Origin of the sequence: Dyella sp. OK004, assembly GCF_900114495.1 — a bacterium.
GTDB lineage: Bacteria > Pseudomonadota > Gammaproteobacteria > Xanthomonadales > Rhodanobacteraceae > Dyella_D.
In genome coordinates this window covers 922,721-945,899 of the sequence record NZ_FOZI01000001.1, presented here as the reverse complement: position 1 = coordinate 945,899, position 23,179 = coordinate 922,721, and the positions used below count along the sequence as shown (strand labels likewise).

Genomic DNA, 23,179 nt, shown 5'->3' with positions numbered 1-23,179 from the left:
ATCGGCTCCTTACGCCCACTCCGCGTGGAAACTGCCCGGCTTGTCGACGCGCTCGAACGTATGTGCGCCAAAGTAATCGCGTTGTGCCTGCACCAGATTTGCCGGCAGCTGTTCCGCGCGATAGCTGTCGAAATACGCGATGGCGGAGGCAAAGCCCGGCACCGGGACGCCGGCCTGCACGGCCGCCGACACCACGTCGCGCAGGGCTTGCTGATATTGCGCGGCGATATCGCTGAAGTACGGATCGAGCAACAGATTGGCCAGTGCCGCGTCGTGCGCATAGGCGTCGGTGATCTTCTGCAGGAAGCGCGCGCGGATGATGCAGCCGGCGCGGAAGATCTTCGCGATCGTGCCGTAGGGCAGGTTCCAGTGGTACTCACTGGAAGCGGCACGCAGTTGCGCGAAACCCTGCGCGTAGGAAACGATCTTGCTGAGATACAGCGCGCGCCGCACGGACTCGACAAATGCCGTGCGGTCGCCGGCGAACGGTTTGCTGGCGGGGCCGTTCAGCACCTTGCTCGCGGCGACACGCTCGTCCTTCAGCGCGGACAGCAGTCGCGCGAACACCGATTCCGTAATCAGCGGTAGCGGTACGCCGAGGTCCAGCGCACTCTGGCTGGTCCATTTGCCGGTGCCTTTCTGCGCGGCGCGGTCGAGGATGATGTCGACCATGTCCTTGCCGGTCTCCGGGTCCTTCTTGCCAAAGATGTCGGCGGTGATCGAGATCAGGTAGCTATCCAGTTCGCCCTGGTTCCACTCTGTGTAGACCTTGGCCAATTCCGCGTTGGAAAGCCCCAGCACCTGCTTGAGCACGGCATAGCTCTCGGCGATCAGCTGCATGTCGCCGTACTCTATACCGTTATGCACCATCTTCACGTAATGGCCGGCGCCGTTCTCGCCCATGTAGGCCACGCAGGGCTCGCCATCAGGTGCGCGCGCGGCGATCTCGGTGAGGATCGGTGCCACCAGGTCGTAAGCGTCACGCGGGCCGCCTGGCATGATCGATGGGCCATGCAGCGCGCCCTCCTCGCCACCGGAGACGCCGGTGCCGATGAAATGCAGGCCGGCCGCGCTGAGTTCGCGCTCGCGACGGATGGTGTCCTGGAAAAAGGTGTTGCCACCGTCGATCAGGATGTCGCCCTTGTCGAGCAGCGGCTTGAGTTCGGCGATGGTGGCGTCGGTGGGTTCACCGGCCTTGACCATGAGCAGGATGCGGCGCGGCTTCTGCAGGCTGTCGACGAACTCCTTCAAGGTGTAGCCCGGTATCAGGCGGCGACCCGGATGCTCGGCGAGCACTTCGTCGGTTTTTTCGCGGCTGCGGTTGTAGATGGCCACCGTATGCCCGCGGCTCTCGATGTTGAGCGCGAGGTTGCGGCCCATGACGGCCATGCCGACGACGCCGATGACGGGGTGCTCGCTCATTTGGGTGCTCCGGGGGCGGATAGGGATTTCTTGAATATGGGGAAAGGGGGTGGTCATGCAAGGTGTTTTCTTCTTCTCCCTCTGGAAGAGGGCTCGGCCTTTGCGACATCCCCACCTACCCGTCATCCCTGCGTAGGCAGGGATCCAGTAGTGAAGCGCTTCGATGGTCGCGTCTGCGTGCCCTGGCTCGCCTGCCGCGGGCTTCCGAACCGCTGCCGCGGTCCGGGTCACTTTCTCTTTGCTGGCCCAAAGAGAAAGTAACCAAAGAGAAATGGCCTGAAGAGCGGGCGGTGTGCTCTGTAGCTACGCCTTTTCCAGTGTCAGACGTCGGGATAGTTCTCTTTTGCTCTGATCGTCTATTTCCCCATCGAAGCGCCACGCCTCCCGCTCCCCTCCGGGGAGAGGGTTGGGGTGAGGGGTGGGTGCTCGGGATATGGCGGCTACGTAGCGTTGTTGCTTTGAAGGACTGAATAGAGCGGCGTCCCGGCGATTCATTTCTACAACTACTGGGCCTTCTTCGCCTCGCTCTGCATGGGCCGTGGCGTATACCGCACGGAGACCAGTGCAACACGGTTGCCGCTGCGCACATAGCGCTGGGGGCCGGTCACCGCTGTTTCGCCGAATTCGAGGCGTTGGCCATCGAGGGTGAGGATGGCTATGGGTGGGTTGAGGCCGATTTTGGCGGGGTCGAAGTCGCTGGCGGGGCGCCAGCTCAGGACGTTGGCGGCGGCGATTTCGGTCAGCTCGGTGAGGCGGCCGTTGTCGGCGGGGGCGCCTGCGAGGGTTTGCCAGTGGCCGTCGTGTTTTGCGTAGTGCTCGACGGCGGCGCCTGCGAGTTGGAGGTCGATGCGCTGGATGGAGGCCGGCTCGGAGGAGAGCAGGGTGCCGGGGTCGGTTTGCTGGTCGTTGTGCCATTGCCAGCCGGCCAGTGCAGCCAGGGCGATGGCGCCGGCGATCAGGACCAGGTGCTGGCGCGTCGCGCGTTTCATGCGCGGCGACGGCGCCAGACGATGACGCCGCCGATGATCAGCAGCAGCAAGGGTAGGCCGATGAGGAAGCTGAGGGAGACGGCGTTGAGCTGGCCTTGGCTGATTTGCAGCATGCGGTCCGGTGCGCCGCGTGGCGGCAGGTTGACCAGAGCGTCGTCGCCGAGCAGCCAGTCGAAGATGCGTTCGCCCAGCGCGCGATTGCCGCCGTTGCCGAGGAAGGTGTTGGAGAGGAAGTCGCCGTCGCCGATCACCACCACGCGCTGTTCGCCTTTGTCGGGGCTGGGCGAGAGGCGGGTGAGGGCGAAGCCGAAGTCGAGCGGGCCTTTCAGTTCGCCGGCATCGGCGTTGTAGCGGATGTCGGAGGCGTGCGCATTGTCGATGGACTGGAATTCGGTCCAGCTCTGCGGGCCGGAGCGCAGGAAGGCGTTGACCTCCCAGCCGCTGCGGTTGACCTGGGCCAGCGCGGAGACCTGTGGAAACAGGGTGGTGAGGTTGAAGCCGCGCGTGATGGCGTGCCCCGGATAACCACCCAGCGCGATCATGCGTGGATCCTGCAGGCCCAGCGCCGCGCCCTGGCCGTCCACCAGCACGCCGGGCAATACACGCACGCCGAGGGCGTCGGCGAGCGGCTGCAGGCCGAGATCGTCGTTGGCGGGCTCGGTGAGCCACAGCAGGTTGCCGCCGTTGGCAACGTAGTCGGTCAGTGCTTTCACTGCGCCGGGCGGCAGCGCCAGCGTGGGGCTGGCGAGTACGACGAGGTCGGTGTGCTGCGGCACCGCGGTGACCTGCGAGAACACCAGCGGCACAGCGCGCATGCCCCGTGCTTCCAGCTGCGTCATGAAGGTGCCGAGATCGGCATTGGCCTTGCCATCGGCGCGACGCTCGCCGTCGCCACTGACGAAAGCGACGAGACGCTCACCGCTACGCGCGAGGCGTTCAAGCGCGTTGGTGAGGCTGCGTTCGGAGAGCTCGTCCAGCCGCTGTTCGCGCTTTTGGTAGTGGAGGATCAGTGCGCCGTCGACCGTGATCCCCAGTTCGCGCATGGCGGCCGGGTCCTGCTGCGGGTCGACGAAGCGCAGGCTGAGGTCGGGCTTCACCCGGCGATAGCGCTCGATAAAGCTGCTGACCGTCTGGCGCAGGTCGCCCTGCGGGTTGGCGTAGCTAACTATCTCGACCGGGCCGGCGAGCGTGGCGAGCACGGCCTGGCTTTCCGGTGACAGGCTGGCGCGGCCATCGTGTGTCCAGTCGGCCACATGATCGTGGCGCGCGGTGAGATAGCCGATGGCGCCCGCGCCCACCAGCAAGGCCAGCGCGAACAGCCAGCCATCCAGACGTTTGAATCCACGCGCCATCAGTCGCGCTCCTTGTCGGCCGCGAGACGGCGTGTGGCTAAGGTCAGTGCCACCGCGATCACCAACAGAAACCAGATCACGTCGGAGCTGGAGACCAGTCCGCGCAGCAGGGCTTCCAGGTGGGTGCTCAGCGCCAGTTCGTTGATCAGGCCGTTGTCGACGCCGGCCTTCTGCGCGGCAAGGTTCACCGTGAACAAGGCCAGCCCCAGCGTCAGCGCGGCGGTGGCGGCGATGGCCGGCAGCGAGGCGAAGGCGGAGCAGGCGATACCGATGGCACCCAGGGTGGCCAGTGTCAGCAACAGGCCGAGCGTGGCGGCGGCGAACTTGCCCCAATCCAGATGTGTGCCGTGGGCCAGGCTCAACGGCATGGCCACGGTGAGCACCAGCCAGAGCATCAGCCACAGCAGTACCGCGAGGTATTTGCCGAGCACGATCTTCGATGGTGCCAGGCCGCTGGCATACAGCAGCGGCAAGGTGCCGTTGACGCGGTCGCCGGCCAGCGACGACATGGTGAGCAGCGGCACCACCAGCAGCGCCAGTTCGGTCAGGCCAAATGGCAGGATGCCCACGGTGAGCGTGCTGCTCAGCAACGGCACGCCGACCAGATCGGTATAGCCCGGGCCGCCCGGCAGGGCGGCGAGCTTGATCTGGTTATCCAGAAAATTGCCGAGCAGCAGCACGAAGCGCCACGCAAGCTGGGCCAGGGTCAGTGCGGCGAGTACCCAGGCCAGGGGGCGGACGAACAGCCGGCGCAGCTCGAGCCGGGTCACCGCGAACATCGAACTCATGCGGCCTGGTTCCTTCCGTCATTCATGGCGATATCGAAGAAGGTGCGCTCCAACGCCTTGTGATCGACGTCGGTCACGGCGGCATCGTGGCGCAGGCCGCCCTCATGCAGGATCGCCACGCGATCGCACACGGCGGTGACTTCGGCCAGCAGATGCGTGGAAAGAATCACTGCGGTGCCGGTGGCGGCTTCCTCGCGAATCACCTTGCGCAGCGAGGCGACCTGCACCGGATCGAGCGCGTTCGCCGGCTCGTCCAGCACCAGCAGCGCCGGGCGATGCAACAGCGCGCAGGCCAGGCCCAGTCGCTGGCGCTGGCCTTGCGACAGCACACCCGCCAGGCGGCGCAGCAGCGGCGTCAGTTCCAGGCGCTGGACGATGGCGTCGCACGCCGGCTTGAGTGCGGCGCCGCGCAGGCCGTGCAGGCGGCCGTGCGTCACCAGATGTTCGTGGACGGTCAGTTCCGGCCACAACGGGGCACGTTCGGGCAGCCAGCCGATCAGGCGGGCCAGCTCCGGATGCTCCAGAAAGTCTTCGCCATTCAGCTGAATGCTGCCGCTGTCGGGGCGCAGCGCGCCGGCAATCATTGACAGGGTGGTGGACTTGCCGGCCCCGTTGACGCCAAGCAGGCCAAGGATCTGGCCCTTGTCCAGCGTCAGGCTGAGACGCTCCACGGCGGGTCGCCCGGCACGCTGCCGGCGAAGCTGATCAAGCTTTAACAGGGGTTGTGGCAAAGTCATTGCTTGATTGTCACGGTGCCCCCATGGTTAAACAACCAGTGGGGCCTGTTCCTGCGTGCGAAGACACGTTCCGTTCTGTCGCGCGAGGGAGTAGTGCGGCCGTGCTGGTGGGTATGGAAACCCTCAATTAGACTCGCTTTCAACCTATCTGAGTGTCTCTCATGCTCGACACAGTGCTGAACTTCCTGTCCAACGGCCTGACCGGTGCCAGTTGGGTCACCATGCTGGTCTACGTGCTGGTGATGACGCAGATCACCATCTTCACGGTGACGCTGTACCTGCACCGCAGCCAGACCCATCGCGGCGTGGATTTCCACCCGGCGCTGGCCAACTTTTTCCGTTTCTGGGGCTGGCTCACCACGGGCATGGTCACCAAGGAGTGGGTGGCGATCCATCGCAAGCACCACGCCAAGGTAGAGACCGAGGAAGATCCGCACAGCCCGCAGATCTTCGGCATCAAGAAGGTGTTCTGGGACGGCGTGTCGCTCTATCGCGAGGCCAGCTACAACAGGGCCGACATGGAGAAGTACGGCCGCGGTACGCCGGAAGACTGGTTCGAGCGCAAGCTGTTCAGTGGTCACCCGTACTGGGGGCCGACCCTGATGCTGCTGATCAACCTCGCCCTGTTCGGTGTGATCGGCGCCGCCATCTGGGCCGTGCAGATGATCTGGATCCCGTTCTGGGCGGCCGGCTTCGTCAATGGCATCGGTCACTGGTGGGGCTACCGCAATTTCGAGAGCGCCGACACCGCGCGCAATCTCTCGCCGTGGGGCGTGTGGATCGGTGGTGAAGAGCTGCACAACAATCACCACGCTTTCCCGAGCTCGGCGAAGTTCGCCCTGCGCAAGTGGGAGTTCGATATCGGCTGGGCGGCCATCTGCGCGCTGCGCGCCGTTGGTCTGGCCAAGGTGCTGCGCGTGGCGCCGACGCTCGACGTGCGCCCGAACGTGCACCTGCCGGATGCCGAAACGCTGAAGGCCGTGCTCACCCATCGCTTCCAGGCGATGACCGACTACTACCGCGGCGTGATCGTGCCGACCCTGCGCGACGAAGCGCAGCATGCCGGCGAGAACATCAAGTCGATGCCGCGTCGCCTGCGTCGCTCGCTCGCCGACGGTGGTCGCTGGCTCGACAGCGAAGGTCGCGATCGCATGCAGGCCGTGCTGGCCAAGCGTCCCAACCTGCGCGTGGTATGCGATTTCCGCACCCGCCTCGCCGACCTGATGGAACAGCGCGGTGCCGACCAGGCGCTGAAGGGTCTGCAGCAGTGGATCGCCGAAGCCGAGCAGAGCGGTATCCGCGCCCTGCAGGAGTTCGCCCAGCGCCTGAAGACCTACGCGGTCAGCAGTGCCGGTGCCAGCGCCGCCTGATTCACGACGCTATCAGTACGAACGAAAAGCCCGCCTTCATGGCGGGCTTTTTCTTTTGGTCGAGCGCTCAGTCGATAAAGCGCCACGCCTGTGTGGGATCAGGCAGCCGGCATTGAGCGCGCTTGCCGAACAGGCGGTAGCGATGCCGTGCGGTCCATCGATAGCCTGCATTGCGCAAGGCGCGAGGGACGGCCCGCATGGTGATGCCCGCCACACGCCAACCTGGCCCTAGCTGGCTCAGTACGCGCGCGATCGCATCGGTATCCGTATAACCGCGTTGGCCCTGCACCAGCAGGAAAGACGACGGGTCATCCGGCGAGAGGCCATGCGCCAGCAATAGCGCGCGCCCGTGCTCGCCTTGCATGGCGGCGAGGCGGAAGCGTCCCTCGCGATCGTGTTGCAGGATGAAATCCACCCAGCGGCTGCACAGCACGCATACGCCGTCGAACACGATGACGGGCGCGGCGTCAGCGCTCATCGGTGATCTCCAGCCAGCCGCGATACGCGATCAGTTGGCCGAGCAAAGGCAGTCGCGTGTCGATATGAAAGACATAGCGACCTTGCTCCGCGGTGCTGCGCGAAAGCACCTGGCCAAGCAGCGCCCGCGGCACGGGCAGGCCAAGAAAGCGCCCCTGTCGCAGTTGCCAGTCGATCGCTTCGCCGTCCCGGTGCAAGGTGAAGTACAAGGCTATTGGTCCCAGCTGTTCGCGCAGGCTCGCGCCGTCGGCGGTGCGTTCAAGTGTTGAGCGCATGCGTCCGTGTTCGAAATGCCGCGTCCAGATTTCGCGGGGTCCGTCGCGCTCGATCGTCAGTGCGAGCGGCTGGTCATCTCCTGGTTCGGGAAGTCCCAGCAAGCGTCGCAGCATGCGAGCAGGCCAATGATTCGCACCCTCGACCTTTGCGATGCCTCTGGCGTGGAGCAAAGGCGTGTCGTCATGCATGCGCTGCACGGCGGGCGCCAGGCAGGGCCAGTCGGCCGTGCCGATAAGGGCGGGGAACAGCGCAAGGGGTCGCATGAGGCGATCATGCGTGGCGGGCATGGTCCGGGCAAGTCGGATCCCGGCCACAAAAAAACCCGCCACAAGGGCGGGTTTCTCGGTAAGGCATGGATCAATTACTTGATCTTGCCTTCCTTGTAGATCACATGCTTGCGGACGACCGGATCGTACTTCTTGAACTCGAACTTTTCCGGCGTGTTCTTCTTGTTCTTCTGCGTGGTGTAGAAGTGGCCGGTACCGGCCGACGAGATCAGGCGGATCTTGTCTTGCTTGCTGTTAGCCATGACTTACTCCTCAGACCTTTTCGCCGCGGGCACGCAGGTCGGCGATCACGGCCTCGATGCCCTTCTTGTCGATGGTGCGCAGCGCCTGGTTGGAGACGCGCAGTTTCACCCAGCGGTTCTCGCTGGCGACCCAGAAGCGACGCTCATGCAGGTTAGGCAACCAGCGGCGACGGGTCTTGTTGTTAGCGTGCGAGACGTTGTTGCCGGTCTGCACACCTTTTCCGGTGACTTGGCATACACGGGCCATGATGACCTCCGTAGATTCGTTTACCGCCCGTTGGCCAGGGCGACATCGGCCCAGCGGCGCCTTGCGCCACGCGATGCTGGAGGGTGCTGCTTTCGGGGGCTGCCGTAAGGTCCGCATCGCGTCGCGAACGTGCCCGAAGAGTCGGGCCGGCATGGCCGAGCCGTGCATTCTCCCAGAAAAACAGGTCTGTGCGCAATCTTTGACCAACTGAGCTGCCAGGTCAGGGGGGCCTTTCCGCATGGCGGCTGGCGGGGATGTATGGAACAATCGGCCTCTTTGTCGTTTCCGCATACATAAGATAGCGAGGGGTTTCCGATGGCAGACGTCACCGCCAATGGCCAGGCTGGCCAGCCGCAGCTCGTGCTGCAGAAGATCTACGTCAGGGATGTGTCGTTCGAGGCGCCCAACGCGCCGCAGATCTTCCAGGAGATTGGCGAGACCAACGAGCAGCCGCAGGTGCAGTTGAACCTAGGCCAGAAGGCCACCGATCTCGGCAACGATATGTACGAGGTGGTGCTGAGCCTCACCCTGACCTGCACCCTGGGCGAGCGCACCGCTTACCTGGCCGAAGTGCAGCAGGCTGGCGTGTTCGGCGTGTCCGGTTTCAACGAGGCCGACCATGCCGGCATCATCGGCAGCTACTGCCCGAACCTTCTGTTCCCGTATGCCCGTCAAGTGATCTCCGCGCTGGTGATGGAAGGTGGTTTCCCGCCGTTCCTGTTGCAGCCGATCAACTTCGACGCACTCTACGCCGAGCAGGCACGCCGCCTGACCGACGGCGGCGAAACTCCGGTGCTCAACAGCTAAGTCCCCGACATGGCTGCATATCCGACTCTGGCGGTGCTGGGAGCCGGTTCGTGGGGCACGGCGCTCGCGGCGCTGGCCTCACGCAATGGGGTGCCTACTCGCCTGTGGGGACGCGACGCCAGTGCGCTGGCGGCGATGGCTGATGCTCGCGAGAACCAGCGCTATCTGCCGGACATTCAATTGCCGGTAGAGCTGCAGTACCAGAGCGATCTCGCCGCCGCCGTGCGCGGCGCCGGGATCGTGCTGCTGGTGGTGCCCAGCCATGCCTTCGCCAGCATGCTGGACGAGATCGCGCCGATGCTCGATCCCGGCACCAGCATCGCCTGGGCCACCAAGGGCTTCGAGCCGGGCACCGGCCGCTTCCTGCATGAACTGGTCGCGGAAAAGCTGCCCGGCCGCGCCGCGGCGGTAGTCACCGGGCCGTCCTTTGCCAAGGAAGTCGCCCTGGGCCTGCCCAGCGCGGTCACCGTGCATTCGGACGACGATGCCTTCGCGCACCAGCTCGCCCTGATGCTGCACGCGCCGAACTTCCGCGCGTATTCCGGCAGCGATGTGCTGGGCGCGGAACTGGGCGGTGCGATGAAGAACGTGCTGGCGGTCGCCACCGGCGTCGCCGACGGCATGAATCTGGGCCTCAACGCCCGCGCCGGCCTGATCACCCGCGGCATGAACGAGATGCTGCGTCTTGGCGTTGCCCTGGGTGCTCGCCCGGAAACGCTGATGGGCCTGTCCGGCCTCGGTGACCTGGTGCTGACCTGTACCGGCGACCTGTCGCGCAACCGCCGGCTTGGTCTGGCGCTAGGGCGTGGCATCGCCATCGACGAGGCCGTGCGCCAGATCGGTCAGGTAGTCGAAAGCGTCGTTACCGCCGATGAAGTCGCGCGATTGGCCGCCAAACACGGTCTGGACCTGCCGATCAGCAACGGCGTGCGCGCCGTGCTGCACGGTGAGGTCACACCGGTGGAAGGCCTGAAAGCGCTGATGGCGCGCGAGCAGAAGCCGGAATACCCGCAAGGCCTGTTCGGCCCGTTCTGAACCATCCCGAGCATCCCTGGCTGCCCGGTGTGAAAAACCGGGCGGCGAGACGCGCATCTGTGCATGGGCCTTGCTAAGCTCGGTCTTTTGGTTGCCCCGGCGGACCTCACGCGCATGCAGCAACCCGACGAGAAACAGCTTGGCGATCCCATGCCGCCGCGTCGCGACGACAGCGGTGAGCCGCTGCCGCCCGTGTGGTGCAAGCTGCTGGCCGAAACCGCGCTCGCTGCAGCGCATGAGCGTGGTGTGCTCGGCTTTTTCCTCGATGTGATTCCGGAAGAAGGTGTGCCCTTCGTGCGCATCGATGTGGCGCCGGTGTTGCTGGCCGTCGCTGAGCAGGGCCGTTTCGTGCGGCCGGCGCCGCTAGACAGCCGCCATCTCGCACAACTGCCGCTGGAGCCGCACGAACAGCGCCTCGCCGCCACCATGCTCGGCCTGCCGCAGTCCGTGCGCAAGAGCCGCAGCTATGCGCGGCTCGCCGGGCACGTCGGCGATACCTTGCTAGCGGAAATTCTCGACACCGCACCATGCTTTCTCGGCGGCCTCGCCGGCCTGCGCCTGTCGCGCGGCAAATCGCATCAGCTCAACTGGCACTGGCAACTGGAGAAGGACGGCAGCCAGCGCCTGCTGCCGTCACTGCCGCAAAATCAGCGCCTGCTGCGCGTCGATTCATTGTGGTATCTGGATCCCGAGCGCGCCGAACTCGGTCATCTCGAAGCGCCGGTGGAAGAAACGCACTGGCTGGATCTGCCGGCGCTGAAGCATGAGCATGGTCGCCGCCTGCGTGACGCGTTGCCGGGTAGCCGCTTGACGCATCGCATCCCGCTGCCGCAAGTCTTTGCCGAATTACGCCGTGCCGAGCTGGCGCCCAAGCCGATACTCATCCTGCATGCGCTGACTCGCCACGCGCGCCTCGCTGCGGGCACGCCGCCACTCGCTTATGCACGCCTGGCCTTTGATTACGCCGGCGAACGCCTGCCCGGTCGCGGCGGCGAGCCGCTGGTGCGCCGCGTGCGCAACGGTGTCCTGGTGGAAATCGCGCGCCGTCGTGCGGAAGAACTCACCGCGATGGAGCAGCTTGAACGCGCCGGCCTCACCCCCGGCGTGGATACCGAAGGCCTGCCGTGGGATCTCGCTGACACCTTGCCCGAAGACGCGTGGCTGTTCCCCGGCAAGGGCTACGCCGGTGCACTTGAAGTGAACACCCCGGCCCGCTGGCTCTCGCTGCGGCCGAAGCTCGAAGTCGAAGGTTTTCAGCTCGAATACGCGCCCAGTTTTCCATTTGAAGTATTGGAAGGCCCGGTGCGCTGGTATGGCAACGCGGTGGAAGACGCCGACGATCATGCCTTCGACCTGGAGATCGGCATCGAGGTCGAAGGCAAGCGTCACAACCTGTTGCCCGCGGTGGCGCAGGCATTGGCCGAACATCAGCTCAATCTCAGCCCCGCGCCGAACGAGCCGGAAGACGCCGTGTGGTACGCGCCGGTGGACGAGCGCCGCCGCGTGCCGGTGCGTCTGAAAGAATTGCGTGGCCTGCTGGCGCCGTTGGCGGAATACCTGGAAAAACCCAAGAAGAAGTTGCACCTGCCGCGCGTGCAGGCGGGTCGTCTCGAAGAAATCGTTGAAGCGCTGCCCGCTGGCGGTGCGCTGGAAGCGCCGGAACAACTGCGTGGTTTTACCGCGCGACTGCGCGACGCCGCGGAGCGCGCCAGCGATGCGGTGCCCGACGGAATCACCGTGGAGCTGCGTCCTTATCAGCGCGAAGGTCTGCGCTGGTTGAACGCGCTCGCCGAAGCAGGCGTCGGCGGAGTGCTCGCCGACGATATGGGTCTGGGTAAAACGCTGCAGCTGATCACGCACTTGCTTGCGCTGAAAGAGCGCGGCGCGCTGACACGCCCGGCCCTGATCGTGGTGCCGACCAGCCTGATCCCGAACTGGCAGGCCGAAGTCGCGCGCTTCGCCCCGTCACTGAAAGTGCTGGCCCTGCACGGCCCGCAGCGCGGCGGCGATTTCTCGCAGCTGGGTGCGCAGGACATCGTGCTCACCAGCTACGCGTTGTTGCCGCGCGACGTGGTGACCTTGCGCAAGCAGGCGTTCGAACTGATCGTGCTGGACGAAGCGCAGCAGGTGAAGAACCCACGTACCCAGGCCCGCCGTGCGGTGTTGAGCCTGCGCGCGCCGCGTTGCGTCTGCCTCACCGGCACGCCGCTGGAAAATCATCTCGGCGAACTGTGGTCGCAGGTCGATCTGGCCGTGCCCGGCCTGCTCGGCGATGAAGGCGCGTTCCGCCGCCACTATCGAGTGCCGATCGAAAAGCAGCGCGACACCGAATGCCAGGATCGCCTCAACCATCGCCTCGCACCGTTCATCCTGCGCCGTACGAAAGCCCAGGTTGCTTCCGAGCTGCCGCCGAAAACCGAGATCACACGTCGCGTGGTATTGGAAGGGCGCCAGCGCGAACTCTACGAAGGCCTGCGCCTGTCGCTGGCTGAAGAGTTGCGCGAAGTGATTTCCCAGCGCGGTATCTCGCATAGCGGCATCGTGGTGCTCGATGCGCTGCTCAAACTGCGCCAGGTTTGCTGCGACCCGCGTCTGGTGAAATTGGAAGCCGCGCGCGGTGTGCGCGATTCCGCCAAGTTCGAGCTGCTGATGGACATGCTGCCCGCGCTGTTGGCGGAAGGGCGCAAGGTGCTGCTGTTTTCGCAGTTCACCGAAATGCTCAAGCTGATCGCGCACGAACTCGATCGTCACCGCATTCCGTACGTCACCCTCACCGGCGAGACGCGTGATCGCGCCGAACCGGTGCGCCAGTTCCAGGAAGGCGACGTGCCATTGTTCCTGTTGTCGCTCAAGGCCGGCGGCGTGGGTCTCAACCTAACCGCCGCCGATACAGTGATCCACTACGACCCATGGTGGAATCCAGCCGCCGAAGCGCAGGCCAGCGACCGCGCGCATCGCATCGGCCAGGACAAACCGGTGTTCGTGTTCCGCCTGATCACCTCAGGCACGGTCGAGGAACGCATCGAGGAACTGAAGGCGCGCAAGGCCGAACTGGCCGAAGCTGTGCTGGAAGGCGGCGGTACGCGCGAGCGGTTGAGCTTCGATCAGGAGGACCTCGACGCGCTGCTCGCACCAGGCTGAATTCGTCCCCCTGCGGCGCTGCCTGATGCGCGTATTCTTTGCGGATACGTAGCTAGGTGATCACCATGGTCGACATCACGCGCAAACAACATTGGGAACACGCCTACGAAACCAAGGCGTCCGATGCGGTGAGCTGGTATCAGCGCCGGCCCGACGTTTCGCTGTCGATGATCCGGGACGCTGGCCTGCCGCTGGAAGCTCCGCTCATCGACGTTGGCGGTGGCGCGTCCACCTTGATCGATGCCTTGCTGGATGAGGGCCGCGACGATCTGTCGGTGCTGGATATTTCATCTGCCGCGCTGAGCACGGCGCAGGAGCGTCTGGGGTCGCTGGCATCCCGCGTCGACTGGATCGTGGCTGACGTACTCGGCTTTGCTCCGTCGAAGCGCTATGCCTTGTGGCACGACCGCGCGGTCTTCCATTTCCTGGTCGACGCGCATGACCGTAAGCTCTATCTGGAAACGTTGCAGCGCAGCCTGCTGCCGGATGGCCAGATGGTTATCGCCACCTTTGCGGAAGACGGCCCCGAGAGTTGCAGCGGATTGCCGGTGGCGCGTTATGGCGTGGCGAGTTTGCAGGCGATATTCGGTGCCGCCTTCGGGCTGGTAGAGAGCACCAGGGAAACGCATCACACTCCCGGCGGTGCGGAGCAGCACTTCACCTACGCAAGGCTGCAGCGGATCTGAGTCGCTCAGTGCGACTGGACGCGTGTGCGCAGCAAGGCATCCACCGCCTGCTGCCACTCGGGTGAACCCGGCTTCGACTGTGGCGCTTCCTGTCCCAGCTTGTGCTGCACGGCGAGGTTCCATTCGTCGGAACCAAAGTCCGGGCCATGCGCCTGGTCGTCGCTGACGCCAAGGCGCTGATCGACCCATTGATACCATTCGTGCGAGCCCAGTGAGGCATTGGCCGGTGCCGCGGCGGCGGCCTGTGGTTTGGGCGGCTGATCCGGTTGCGGTGCCTGCGGTGACGAACAGGCAGCAACGATCACGGCAAGCGGAAGACTGATAAGGGCGAGTCGGCGCATGATGCGGCTCCGGCCATCGGGTGGGGTCTTCGAGACTAGCGCGAGCCCGTGCTTCCGCGCTGAATCGCGCCTGACACGTGACGCGCGAACCACGCCGCGGCCGGGCTCAGGGCCTCGCCGCGACTTCGTCGATATGGCGCAGCAGGTCAGCCGGATCGTCATACACGCGGAATGCGCCGGAACGGGCCAGCTCGTCCTCGCCATAGCCGCCGGAAAGCAGACCGACACCCAGCGCGCGTGCACGCTGCGCGGCGAGCATGTCCCAGATACTGTCGCCGATCACCAGCGATTGCTGGATATCCACGCCAAGACGCTCGGCGGCGGCGAGGAACAGGTCGGGATCGGGTTTGGCATGCTTCACCTGGTCGCGCGTCACCACCGGTACTTTGGTCGGATCGACACCGAGCGCGGCGATATTGTGCGCGGCGGTCTGCATGCGGCCACTCGTGGCAATGGCCCAGGGATAGCCCTGCTCAGTGAGATAGGCGAGCAACTCGCGCGCGCCGGGCAACGGCCGCACCAATCCCTGCGTGTGCTGTCGGTTGAACGCTTCCGCGTGTCGCTGATGTAGCCGCGCCAGCCGTTCCTCCGTGATCTCCAGGCCGGTTTCACGCAGCAGGATGTTGGTGAACAGCCCGCCGCTCATACCGATCTTGCGATGGATGCGCCACACCGACAGCTCCACGCCCTCGGAGTCCAGTGCTTCCTTCCATGCCAGTACGTGCTGATAGACGCTGTCGACCAGCGTGCCGTCGAGATCGAACAGGAAGGCCGTGCTGCTGCGGGGCATGGGGAATCTCCAGATCAGTCGAACGCGAAGTGTCGCTTATCCCGCGTGACGGTAGCGACCACGTACTGATGATGATGGTAGGAGCGCACCCCCGGATCGAGTCCGGGGCAGGCTCTGCGCGCGACAAACCGGCAGTCCCGCCGGTTTGCACGGCAGAGAACGAGGGTATGGATGGCTCTGCGAACACCTGCGAGGCGTTTTGCCATGCCGGTCGCGCACAGGGTGCGCTCCTACAGGCTTCCGCCGAGGAAGCGATAACCCACACCGGGCTCGGTTTTCAGCCAGCGTGGCGCTGCCGGATCGTCACCCAGTTTCTGTCGCAATTTGCCGAGCACGATGCGCAGGTAGTGCGTGTCCTGCACATGGGTGGCGCCCCAGATCTCGCGCAGCAGTTGCTGCTGCGTCACCACGCGGCCGGCGTGGCGGAACAGCATGGCCAGCACGGCGTATTCCTTGCGGGTGAGCGAGAGTGGCTGGCTATCGAGATGCACTTCGCGTCGCGCCAGGTCGATGGCGAGGTGGCCATCGTCGTAGCGTTGCGGGGCCGGCTCGGGCTCGTCGGGACGATTGCGCAGCAGCGCGCGCAGGCGCGCCATCAGCTCCTGGATACCAAACGGCTTGGTGACGTAGTCATTGGCGCCGGCGTCGAGCGCGCGCACCTTTTCGCTCTCCGAATCGCGTACCGACAGCATCAGCACCGGCACCTGACTCCACTGGCGCAGTTCGGCCAGCACCTCATGGCCTTCACGATCGGGCAAGCCGATATCCAGGATCACCACGTCGGGCGTGCGCGTGGCAGCCTTGGCCAGACCCTCGGCCGCGTTCGCCGCCAGCACGACCTCGTAACCCTCGGCGCGGAGACCGATATCGAGAAACTTGCGGATCTGCGCTTCGTCGTCGATTACCAACACGCAGGGGGCGGCGGCAGTCATGGGGTTTCTTCAGGAGGTGGTGGCAGGGGCAGGGTGATGCGAATGGTGGTGCCGATGCCATCTCCGGGCAAGGCCTCCACGCTTCCCCCATGCGCGCCGATCATGCCGCGGCAAATCGCCAGCCCCAGTCCGGTGCCCTGTGGCGCGCGGTCACCGCGTGCCACCGAATAGAACATATCGAAGATAAGCGCACGCTCATCCTCGGGAATGCCCGGGCCGCGGTCGATTACATCGATCTGGAGTTTTTCCGCCGCGCTGCGCACGATCACCCGCACCGCCTCGCCCGGCGGCGAGAAGCGCGCGGCGTTCTCCAGAATGTTGAACAGCGCCTGCTCGATCAGTGCGGGGTGCACATAGAGCAGTACCGTGCCCGGCGGCAGCATGGTGTCCACCTTCAGCTCCGGGAACAGCTTGTGCAGGCGCGTGACGGCGGCGGCGACAATCTCGGCGACATCGGTCCAGTCGCGGTTGAGCTTGAGTGTGCCGTGCCCCAGCTTGGTCATGTCGAGCAAGTTCTGGATATAGCGATCGAGACGCTGTCCTTCGCCAAGGATCGCTTCGAGCAGCTCCTTCCGCTCGCCCGCCGGCAACTGATCGCCATAGCTGGCCAGCGTGCCGGCGGAACCGATCATCGAAGCGAGTGGTGAGCGCAGGTCGTGCGATACCGATGAAAGCAGCGCGTTGCGCAAACGCTCGGTCTCGCCCTGCACGCGTGCGCCTTCCAGTTCGTCGGTCAGGCGTGCGCGCTCCAGCGCCTGGCCGATGTCCTGCACCATCGCCAGCGCCAGGCTGCGCTGATCGGGCGACAGGTCGTGCGCTTCAGCCGGAAAGCGCAACGCGGCGACGCCGAGCCGATGATTTTCGCCGCCCAGCGGCAGCGCCCAACATGGCGCGGCATTCAAGGTGTCGGTGTAGCGGCCCGCAGGTTCAGCGTGCTGCTCGCACCAGTCGGCAGCGGCCAGATCCTGCGGCGTGAGCCGCACATCGCGCGGCGACGTGGCAACGGCGTGCAATACCCGGCTCGGGTCGCGCATCAGCACGGCCACGTCGCAACGCAGGGCGTGCGCCAGTGCACCGGCTCCAACATCGCGGATACCGGCCGCATCAGTACTGGTGGCCAGCCGCTGCCCGAGCGCAAGCAGGGCGCGTGCATGCGCGTGCGCCGCGCGCATCGATTCCACCTGGCTGGACAGCTGGGTTGCCAGCCGGCTGCACACCAGTGCAGCGACAAAGAACAGGCACACCGCCAGCACGTCGTCGAAGTTGGCGATGACCAATGTGTAGCGCGGCGGCGCGAAGAAAAAGTTGTAGCCGAGGAAACACAGCGTCGCGGTGTATACCGCTACCGCCATGCGTGTGCGCACCGCCACCACCAGTACGGCCGTAAGGAAGATCAGCGACAGATTGGCCACCGACAGATAGCGGTCGGCAACAAAGGAAAGGCCGAACGCCACCAGCGTGGCAAGGGTGGCGTAGATGTACTCGCTGCGTCGCCCGCGTCCACCCGGCATGCGCAATCGACGACGCGACTGCGCGCGTTCCGCCGGCGTCGCGATGATGGTCAGTTCCAGGTGCGCGCCACGGCGCAGCAACAACTGCGTCAGCGAGCGCCCCAGCATGCGCGCGAGCGGCCGCTCGCGTGTGCGGCCCAGGATGATCTGGCCGATGCCTTCACGGTCCGCGTGCGCAATCAGCTCGTCCGCGACGGCATGGCCGCGCAGCACGATGGTGTCGCCGCCCAAGCGGCGCGCGAGCCGCATGGCTGCATCGAGTTGTTCGCGGCGGGTCTTGTCCAGGGTGGCGCCGGTGTCGACAAAAGCCACGCTCCATGGCGCGCCACGCCGCTCGGCGATGCGTCGCGCCACGCGTACCAGGTATTCGCTCTGGCTGTGGCCATCGATGGCGGCGAGCACGCGCCGCCGCACCGGCATCGCGCCGCCACGCGCCAGCATGTGATCGCGCAGATCGCTGTCTACATGGCCGGCAACCGTGTCCACCGCCAGCTCGCGCAAGGCGGCAAGGTTGGTCGGAGAGAAAAACGCATCGAGCGCTGCGGCCGCGGTTTCCGGCACGTAGACCTTGCCCTGCTTCAAGCGCTGGATAAGCTCGCGCGGCGGCAGGTCGACCAGCACGATATCGCGCGCACGATCCAGGAACGCATCCGGCACCGTCTCGCGCACGGTGACGTTGGTGATGCGCCGCACCTGATCGTTGAGGCTCTCCAGGTGTTGCACGTTGAGTGCGCTATACACCTCGATGCCGGCGTCCAGCAGTTCGGCGATGTCCTGCCAGCGGCGCTCGTGCCGCCCCCCTGGCAAATTGCGGTGCGCCAGTTCGTCGACCAGGATCACCGCGGGCCGTCGTGCCAGCGCGGCGTCCAGATCGAACTCAGTGAAGTCGCGCCCGCGGTAGTTCACTTGCCGGCGCGGCAGTACTTCCAGTCCTTCCAGCAGTGCCGAAGTCTCGGTGCGGCCATGCGTCTCCACCAGGCCGACCACCACATCCACGCCTTGCCGCTTCAGTTCGCGGGCGGCGGAGAGCATGGCAAACGTCTTGCCCACGCCGGGCGCGGCGCCGAGGAAAATCTTAAGGCGGCGATGGCGCTCTTCCTGCACGCTGTCGAGCAGAGCGTCGGCGCGTGCTTCCCGGTTAACGTCGGACATGCTTCTTTGCCTGTGGAGAGCGTGCGTACTATCCCCGAGTAACCACCTGGAGACCAGTGTAGGAGCGCGCCCTGTGCGCTCCTACGGGAAGTCTCGGTTCAATGGGGCTGCAGCGCGTCCAGCGCCAGATTCAACTGCAGCACATTCACGCGCGACTCGCCGAGCATGCCCAGCTGCCGTCCCGACGTAGCCTCCGTCACCAGCTTCTGCACCTGCGCCGCATCGAGGCCGCGCGCTTTTGCCACGCGCATCATCTGGTACTGCGCGGCGGCCGGGCTGATCTCTGGATCCAGGCCACTACCCGAGGCCGTCACCAGATCGACGGGCACCGGCGCGTTGTTGCCGGGATCGGCAGCGCGCAATGCGTCGATGCGCTGTTTCACAGCATCGGTCAGCGCCGGGTTGGTCGGACCCTGGTTGGAGCCTGTGGAAGATGCACCATTGTTGGCCATCGGTGTGGTCACCGACGGCCTGCCCCAGAAGTACCTGGATTCCGTGAACGACTGACCGATCAGGCTTGACCCGACCGTTTTGCCGTCCTTGGTAATCAGGCTGCCGTTCGCCTGCGAAGGGAACAGCACCTGGGCCAGGCCGGTCGTGACCAGCGGATACAACACACCGGTGATGGCGGTCATCAGTACCAACATGACCAATGCGGGACGAATCAACTTGCTCATGGCCGTTGCCTCAGTAATGCAGGATCGCGTCGACGAGCGCGGTCACCTGATGGTTCTTGGTGCCGCCGTCGTAGGCGGGGAAGTCGTAGGCATGCTCGTAGCGCAGCTCCGGACGGATCTCCAGGTCCGGCGATACCCAGTGCGTCATGCCGATCGTGTGGCTCGTATAGCGCGTGGCGAAACCGGTGCGCTGTCCCTGCGCGTCCTTATAAAACTCGTTCCGGATCGACAGCATGTTGTTCGGGTTGAGTTCGATATTGAAATAGTTGACGACGCCATAAGCCGGGTTGTTGCCCAGCGGAAAGTTTGGCGCCTGACCCAGCGGGTAGCCCGGCACGCCAGTCGGAGCGTGTGACTGCGACGGGTCCGTGGCCAGGGCCTGGTCACGCACGTAAATGCGGTAGGCCTCGGTCAGCATGTGCACATCGGGGCTGAAGCGATGGCCCCAGGTAAGCACGAATTCCTGCAGGTTGTTGTAGGTCTGCTTGGAGTGGTTGTACGACTCCACGCAGGGATACAGCATGTCGTTGTTGGACTTGGACACCCAGCGCACGCAGCCCTGCACGGAGAGCCGGCTGGTCTTGTCCCAGATCGCCGAATCGTCGCCGCCATGCACACCCAGCTGTATCGTCCACTGATCGTTGAGCTTGGTAGTGGTGATGACGCCCATGTTGGTATAGGCATCGACGGTGTACAGGATCGAGTGCGTCAGCAAGTAGTTATTGGGCGAGAACTGCGCCTCGATGTCCGGCAGCGACAGATAGCGGCCCGCCGTGATCACCATGCCCTGCGCCACCCACGGAATGTACAGGTCGACGTAGGCAATCATCGGATCGTTGCCATAGACCTTTCCGTTCAACGCGCTGTTCGGTCGCGGGTTGTGCAGCAGCTGGTCGCTGGTGATGCCCTTCATGGTCGTGTAGTGGTAGTCGTAGCCATACAGATCGTCGAAGTGGAAGCCCCAGTCGATGTGATCCGTCTGCACCGTGTCGGGCACGCGCTGGATGCGGAACAGGAACTGGTCGAACTCGACCCGGTTCGGCCGCGTGGCGTACGACAGCGGGTAGTTCGTATGGCTCGACGAGCTGATGTTCATCGAAGGATTGATCCAACCGTACGTCTCAATGCGGTTGTCCTGCATCCAGTGGCCGAGCTTGGTGCAGGCGAGCGCTTTCTCCAGCGGGTACTGCGAGTTCTCGTTAGGCACGCCGATCGGGTAGTCGACGCCACCGAGCTGCCATTCGGCGGAGGGGAACGGTGGCGAAGAGAACGGCGAATCCATCCCACGGCGCTTCGCCGCCGGAGCATTCGGGTCGGCCGGCTGTGCATCTTCGCGGTAAGCCGCGGCCAGGCGCGAGAAGAAGCCACTGGAGCAATCGCCGCTGGCGACGGGTGACGGTGTCGCCGGCAACTCTGCCGCCGCGGGAATGGCTACCTGGTCGATCGCCGCCATGGCCTTGCCGGCCGGAGCCAGGGCAAGAAGAACGGCAAACGTAAGCGCCTTTTTGTATTGCATGACTATTCCTGAAATCCGGTCCGGGGCGGACCGCCTTATTGTTGATAACCGATAGATGAGAGGGTCGTGACGCCGGTCAGATGCCGGCGTAACCCCCAAGCACGTAGTCGTCGCTCTCGCCGCCCTGCGCCTTGGTATCGCCAGGTTGCTGGGTCACTTGAACTGTCCTGTTCGGCTGCATAGGCAGGGCGATGATCACATCGCACGCCGAATCATTCGCTGACAGCCGTAGCTCCATGTCGGGATGCGTGTCGTCAGGCAGTGAAACGGAGAGCTTGAGCGTCTGCATAGCGAAAACCTCTCTTAGGCCAAACCGCAAAGGACCAGCAGCATGTCGATCAGCTTGATGCCGATGAACGGCACCGCGATGCCGCCCAGGCCGTAAACCAGCAAGTTCCGGCGCAGCAGCGCACCTGCGCCCAATGCGCGGTACTTCACGCCCTTCAGCGCCAACGGAATCAGGAAGATGATGATCAGCGCGTTGAAGATCACCGCCGACAGGATCGCGCTCTGCGGCGTCGCCAGCTTCATTACGTTGAGCGTGTTGAGCGCCGGGTAGGTGGTAGCGAACGCGGCCGGGATGATCGCGAAGTACTTCGCGATGTCGTTGGCGATGGAGAAGGTGGTCAGCGAACCGCGCGTGATCAGCATCTGCTTGCCGATCTCCACTACCTCGATCAGCTTGGTCGGATTGGAATCCAGATCGACCATGTTGCCGGCTTCTTTCGCCGCCTGCGTACCGGTGTTCATCGCCACTGCCACGTCGGCCTGGGCCAGCGCGGGAGCGTCGTTGGTACCATCGCCGCACATCGCCACCAGACGGTTCTCGGCCTGGATGCTGCGGATCAGTTTGAGCTTGGCTTCCGGCGTCGCTTCGGCGAGGAAGTCATCCACGCCCGCTTCGGCAGCGATGGCGGCAGCAGTGAGCGGGTTGTCGCCGGTGATCATCACCGTCTTGATACCCATGCGGCGCATCTCGGCGAAGCGTTCGCGGATGCCGCCCTTCACGATGTCCTTCAGCTCGATCACGCCCAGCGCGGTGGTGCCTTCGGTGACGATCAGTGGGGTGGCGCCGCGGCGGGCGACATCCTCGGCCATGCGCTTCACCAGCGGCGGCAGATGGCTGCCGCCGCTTTCCAGGTAGCGCTCGACCGCATCCAGCGCGCCCTTGCGGATCTGGCGGTCACCGATGTTCACGCCGCTCATGCGGGTTTGCGCGGTGAACGGCACGAATTCGGCGTGGCCTTCTTCCAGCTGGCGCTCGCGCAGGCCGAAGCGCTCCTTCGCCAGGATCACCACGCTGCGGCCTTCCGGTGTTTCGTCGGAGAGTGAGGCGAGCTGCGCGGCATCGGCAAGGATCGATTCCTCCACACCCGGGGCCGGCATGAACGCCACGGCCTGGCGGTTGCCGAGGGTAATGGTGCCGGTCTTGTCGAGCAGCAGCACGTCGACGTCACCGGCGGCTTCCACCGCGCGGCCCGACGTGGCGATCACGTTGGCGCGGATCATGCGATCCATGCCGGCGATGCCGATGGCCGAAAGCAGAGCGCCAATCGTGGTCGGGATCAGGCACACCAGCAATGCAACCAGTACGGTCAACGTGATCGGGCTGCCATGACCGGTCACCTGCACGCTGTAGATGGAATACGGCAGTAAGGTGGCGCAGGCGAGCAGGAAGATCAGCGTGAACTTGGCCAGCATGATGGTCAGCGCGATCTCGTTCGGTGTCTTGCGCCGCGCGGCGCCTTCCACCATCGCGATCATGCGGTCCAGGAAACTCTCGCCCGGGTTGGCGGTGACGCGCACTACCAGCCAGTCCGACAGCACACGGGTGCCACCGGTAACGGCACTGCGGTCACCGCCGGATTCGCGGATCACCGGCGCGGATTCGCCAGTGATGGCGCTTTCGTCGACGCTGGCGGCGCCCATCACCACTTCGCCGTCGCCCGGCAACTGCTCGCCGGCTTCAACCAGCACAAAGTCACCGGTGCGCAGTTCGCTGGAGGGGGTGAAGGTGATAGCCGCGTTGCGATCGGCCTCGGTGAGCTTCTTAGCGATCACGTCTTTACGCGAGCTGCGCAGTGCGGCGGCCTGCGCCTTGCCGCGGCCTTCGGCCAAGGCTTCGGCGAAGTTGGCGAACAGCAGGGTGAACCACAACCACAGCGTGACCCAGAAGATGAAAGCGGTGGGCGCTTCGCCGTGACCGGCGAGGGCCTGAGCCCATAGCAGCGTGGTCAGCACGCTGCATACGAACACCACGAACATCACCGGGTTGCGAAACTGCTGCCGCGGCGAAAGCTTGCGGAACGAGTCCGCGATGGCCTTGAGGATCAGTTCGCGATCGAAACTGCGAACTGCATGCGTATGAGTCGTCATGAATCTATGTCCCGAAGGGTGCGATGGG

At 64.9% G+C, this 23,179-nt stretch carries 22 protein-coding genes; 5 read left to right on the top strand and 17 right to left on the bottom strand.

Annotation, left to right across the window (positions count from 1 at the left end):
• Positions 1-9: 9 nt before the first annotated feature.
• The 5 genes from gndA to BM338_RS04100 all read right to left on the bottom strand — a co-directional run bounded on the left by gndA (position 10) and on the right by BM338_RS04100 (position 5,288).
• Complete coding sequence (gene gndA / locus BM338_RS04120) at positions 10-1,422, bottom strand: NADP-dependent phosphogluconate dehydrogenase (protein ID WP_090449542.1); 1,413 nt, start codon at positions 1,420-1,422, stop codon at positions 10-12.
• A 503-nt stretch (positions 1,423-1,925) separates the two neighbouring features.
• The gene (locus tag BM338_RS04115) at positions 1,926-2,411 is read right to left on the bottom strand and encodes a hypothetical protein (protein ID WP_090449541.1); all 486 of its coding nucleotides are present in this window, start codon (positions 2,409-2,411) and stop codon (positions 1,926-1,928) included.
• Complete coding sequence (locus BM338_RS04110) at positions 2,408-3,763, bottom strand: GldG family protein (protein ID WP_090449540.1); 1,356 nt, start codon at positions 3,761-3,763, stop codon at positions 2,408-2,410. Before BM338_RS04110 ends, BM338_RS04115 begins: the two co-directional genes overlap by 4 nt.
• On the bottom strand, positions 3,763-4,551 hold the full coding sequence (locus tag BM338_RS04105; protein WP_090449539.1) for an ABC transporter permease: 789 nt from the start codon (positions 4,549-4,551) through the stop codon (positions 3,763-3,765). The genes BM338_RS04110 and BM338_RS04105 overlap by 1 nt, the downstream gene beginning before the upstream one ends.
• Complete coding sequence (locus BM338_RS04100; protein ID WP_090449538.1) at positions 4,548-5,288, bottom strand: ABC transporter ATP-binding protein; 741 nt, start codon at positions 5,286-5,288, stop codon at positions 4,548-4,550. The genes BM338_RS04105 and BM338_RS04100 overlap by 4 nt, the downstream gene beginning before the upstream one ends.
• Before the next feature lie 161 nt (positions 5,289-5,449).
• On the opposite strand from BM338_RS04100, the gene BM338_RS04095 reads away from it, so the two are divergent.
• Positions 5,450-6,658 carry a DesA family fatty acid desaturase gene (locus tag BM338_RS04095; protein WP_090449537.1) on the top strand — a complete coding sequence of 403 codons (1,209 nt, stop codon included), beginning with the start codon at positions 5,450-5,452 and terminating at the stop codon, positions 6,656-6,658.
• A 67-nt stretch (positions 6,659-6,725) separates the two neighbouring features.
• Here BM338_RS04095 and BM338_RS04090 read toward each other — a convergent pair whose 3' ends face one another.
• The 4 genes from BM338_RS04090 to rpmB all read right to left on the bottom strand — a co-directional run bounded on the left by BM338_RS04090 (position 6,726) and on the right by rpmB (position 8,187).
• Complete coding sequence (locus BM338_RS04090; RefSeq protein ID WP_090449536.1) at positions 6,726-7,136, bottom strand: thiol-disulfide oxidoreductase DCC family protein; 411 nt, start codon at positions 7,134-7,136, stop codon at positions 6,726-6,728.
• Positions 7,126-7,674, bottom strand: coding sequence for a DUF4166 domain-containing protein (locus tag BM338_RS04085; RefSeq protein ID WP_090450105.1), 549 nt, complete (start codon positions 7,672-7,674; stop codon positions 7,126-7,128). The genes BM338_RS04090 and BM338_RS04085 overlap by 11 nt, the downstream gene beginning before the upstream one ends.
• 98 nt (positions 7,675-7,772) lie before the next feature.
• Complete coding sequence (gene rpmG, locus BM338_RS04080) at positions 7,773-7,940, bottom strand: 50S ribosomal protein L33 (RefSeq protein ID WP_008211962.1); 168 nt, start codon at positions 7,938-7,940, stop codon at positions 7,773-7,775.
• Between the two features lie 10 nt (positions 7,941-7,950).
• The gene (gene rpmB, locus BM338_RS04075; protein WP_090449535.1) at positions 7,951-8,187 is read right to left on the bottom strand and encodes a 50S ribosomal protein L28; all 237 of its coding nucleotides are present in this window, start codon (positions 8,185-8,187) and stop codon (positions 7,951-7,953) included.
• 315 nt (positions 8,188-8,502) lie between these two features.
• Here rpmB and secB point away from each other — a divergent pair, with 315 nt between their 5' ends.
• From secB to BM338_RS04055, 4 genes are all read left to right on the top strand, one after another.
• The gene (gene secB, locus BM338_RS04070) at positions 8,503-8,994 is read left to right on the top strand and encodes a protein-export chaperone SecB (protein WP_090449534.1); all 492 of its coding nucleotides are present in this window, start codon (positions 8,503-8,505) and stop codon (positions 8,992-8,994) included.
• Positions 8,995-9,003: 9 nt separating this feature from the next.
• Positions 9,004-10,029 (top strand): NAD(P)H-dependent glycerol-3-phosphate dehydrogenase, encoded by a 1,026-nt coding sequence (locus tag BM338_RS04065; RefSeq protein WP_090449533.1) that lies wholly within the window; start codon positions 9,004-9,006, stop codon positions 10,027-10,029.
• A gap of 114 nt (positions 10,030-10,143) precedes the next feature.
• A complete protein-coding gene (locus tag BM338_RS04060) occupies positions 10,144-13,170 on the top strand; it encodes a DEAD/DEAH box helicase (RefSeq protein WP_090450104.1) in 3,027 nt (1,008 codons plus the stop codon).
• A gap of 65 nt (positions 13,171-13,235) precedes the next feature.
• Positions 13,236-13,856, top strand: coding sequence for a class I SAM-dependent methyltransferase (locus tag BM338_RS04055; protein WP_090450103.1), 621 nt, complete (start codon positions 13,236-13,238; stop codon positions 13,854-13,856).
• A 5-nt stretch (positions 13,857-13,861) separates the two neighbouring features.
• On the opposite strand, the gene BM338_RS04050 is transcribed toward BM338_RS04055, so the two are convergent.
• The 8 genes from BM338_RS04050 to kdpB all read right to left on the bottom strand — a co-directional run bounded on the left by BM338_RS04050 (position 13,862) and on the right by kdpB (position 23,151).
• A complete protein-coding gene (locus BM338_RS04050) occupies positions 13,862-14,197 on the bottom strand; it encodes a hypothetical protein (protein WP_090449532.1) in 336 nt (111 codons plus the stop codon).
• Between the two features lie 106 nt (positions 14,198-14,303).
• On the bottom strand, positions 14,304-14,987 hold the full coding sequence (locus BM338_RS04045) for an HAD family hydrolase (protein WP_090449531.1): 684 nt from the start codon (positions 14,985-14,987) through the stop codon (positions 14,304-14,306).
• Between the two features lie 230 nt (positions 14,988-15,217).
• Complete coding sequence (locus BM338_RS04040; protein ID WP_090449530.1) at positions 15,218-15,919, bottom strand: response regulator; 702 nt, start codon at positions 15,917-15,919, stop codon at positions 15,218-15,220.
• Positions 15,916-18,582, bottom strand: a complete 2,667-nt coding sequence (locus BM338_RS04035) for a sensor histidine kinase (protein WP_090449529.1) — start codon at positions 18,580-18,582, stop codon at positions 15,916-15,918. The genes BM338_RS04040 and BM338_RS04035 overlap by 4 nt, the downstream gene beginning before the upstream one ends.
• A gap of 98 nt (positions 18,583-18,680) precedes the next feature.
• A complete protein-coding gene (gene kdpC / locus BM338_RS04030; RefSeq protein ID WP_090449528.1) occupies positions 18,681-19,259 on the bottom strand; it encodes a potassium-transporting ATPase subunit KdpC in 579 nt (192 codons plus the stop codon).
• Positions 19,260-19,269: 10 nt separating this feature from the next.
• Positions 19,270-20,775: an outer membrane beta-barrel protein gene (locus BM338_RS04025; RefSeq protein ID WP_090449527.1), complete on the bottom strand. Its 1,506-nt coding sequence runs from the start codon at positions 20,773-20,775 to the stop codon at positions 19,270-19,272.
• Positions 20,776-20,851: 76 nt separating this feature from the next.
• The gene (locus BM338_RS04020) at positions 20,852-21,064 is read right to left on the bottom strand and encodes a hypothetical protein (RefSeq protein ID WP_090449526.1); all 213 of its coding nucleotides are present in this window, start codon (positions 21,062-21,064) and stop codon (positions 20,852-20,854) included.
• Between the two features lie 14 nt (positions 21,065-21,078).
• Entirely contained in the window at positions 21,079-23,151 is a 2,073-nt protein-coding gene (kdpB, locus tag BM338_RS04015; RefSeq protein WP_090449525.1) for a potassium-transporting ATPase subunit KdpB, read from the bottom strand.
• Positions 23,152-23,179 lie beyond the last annotated feature (28 nt).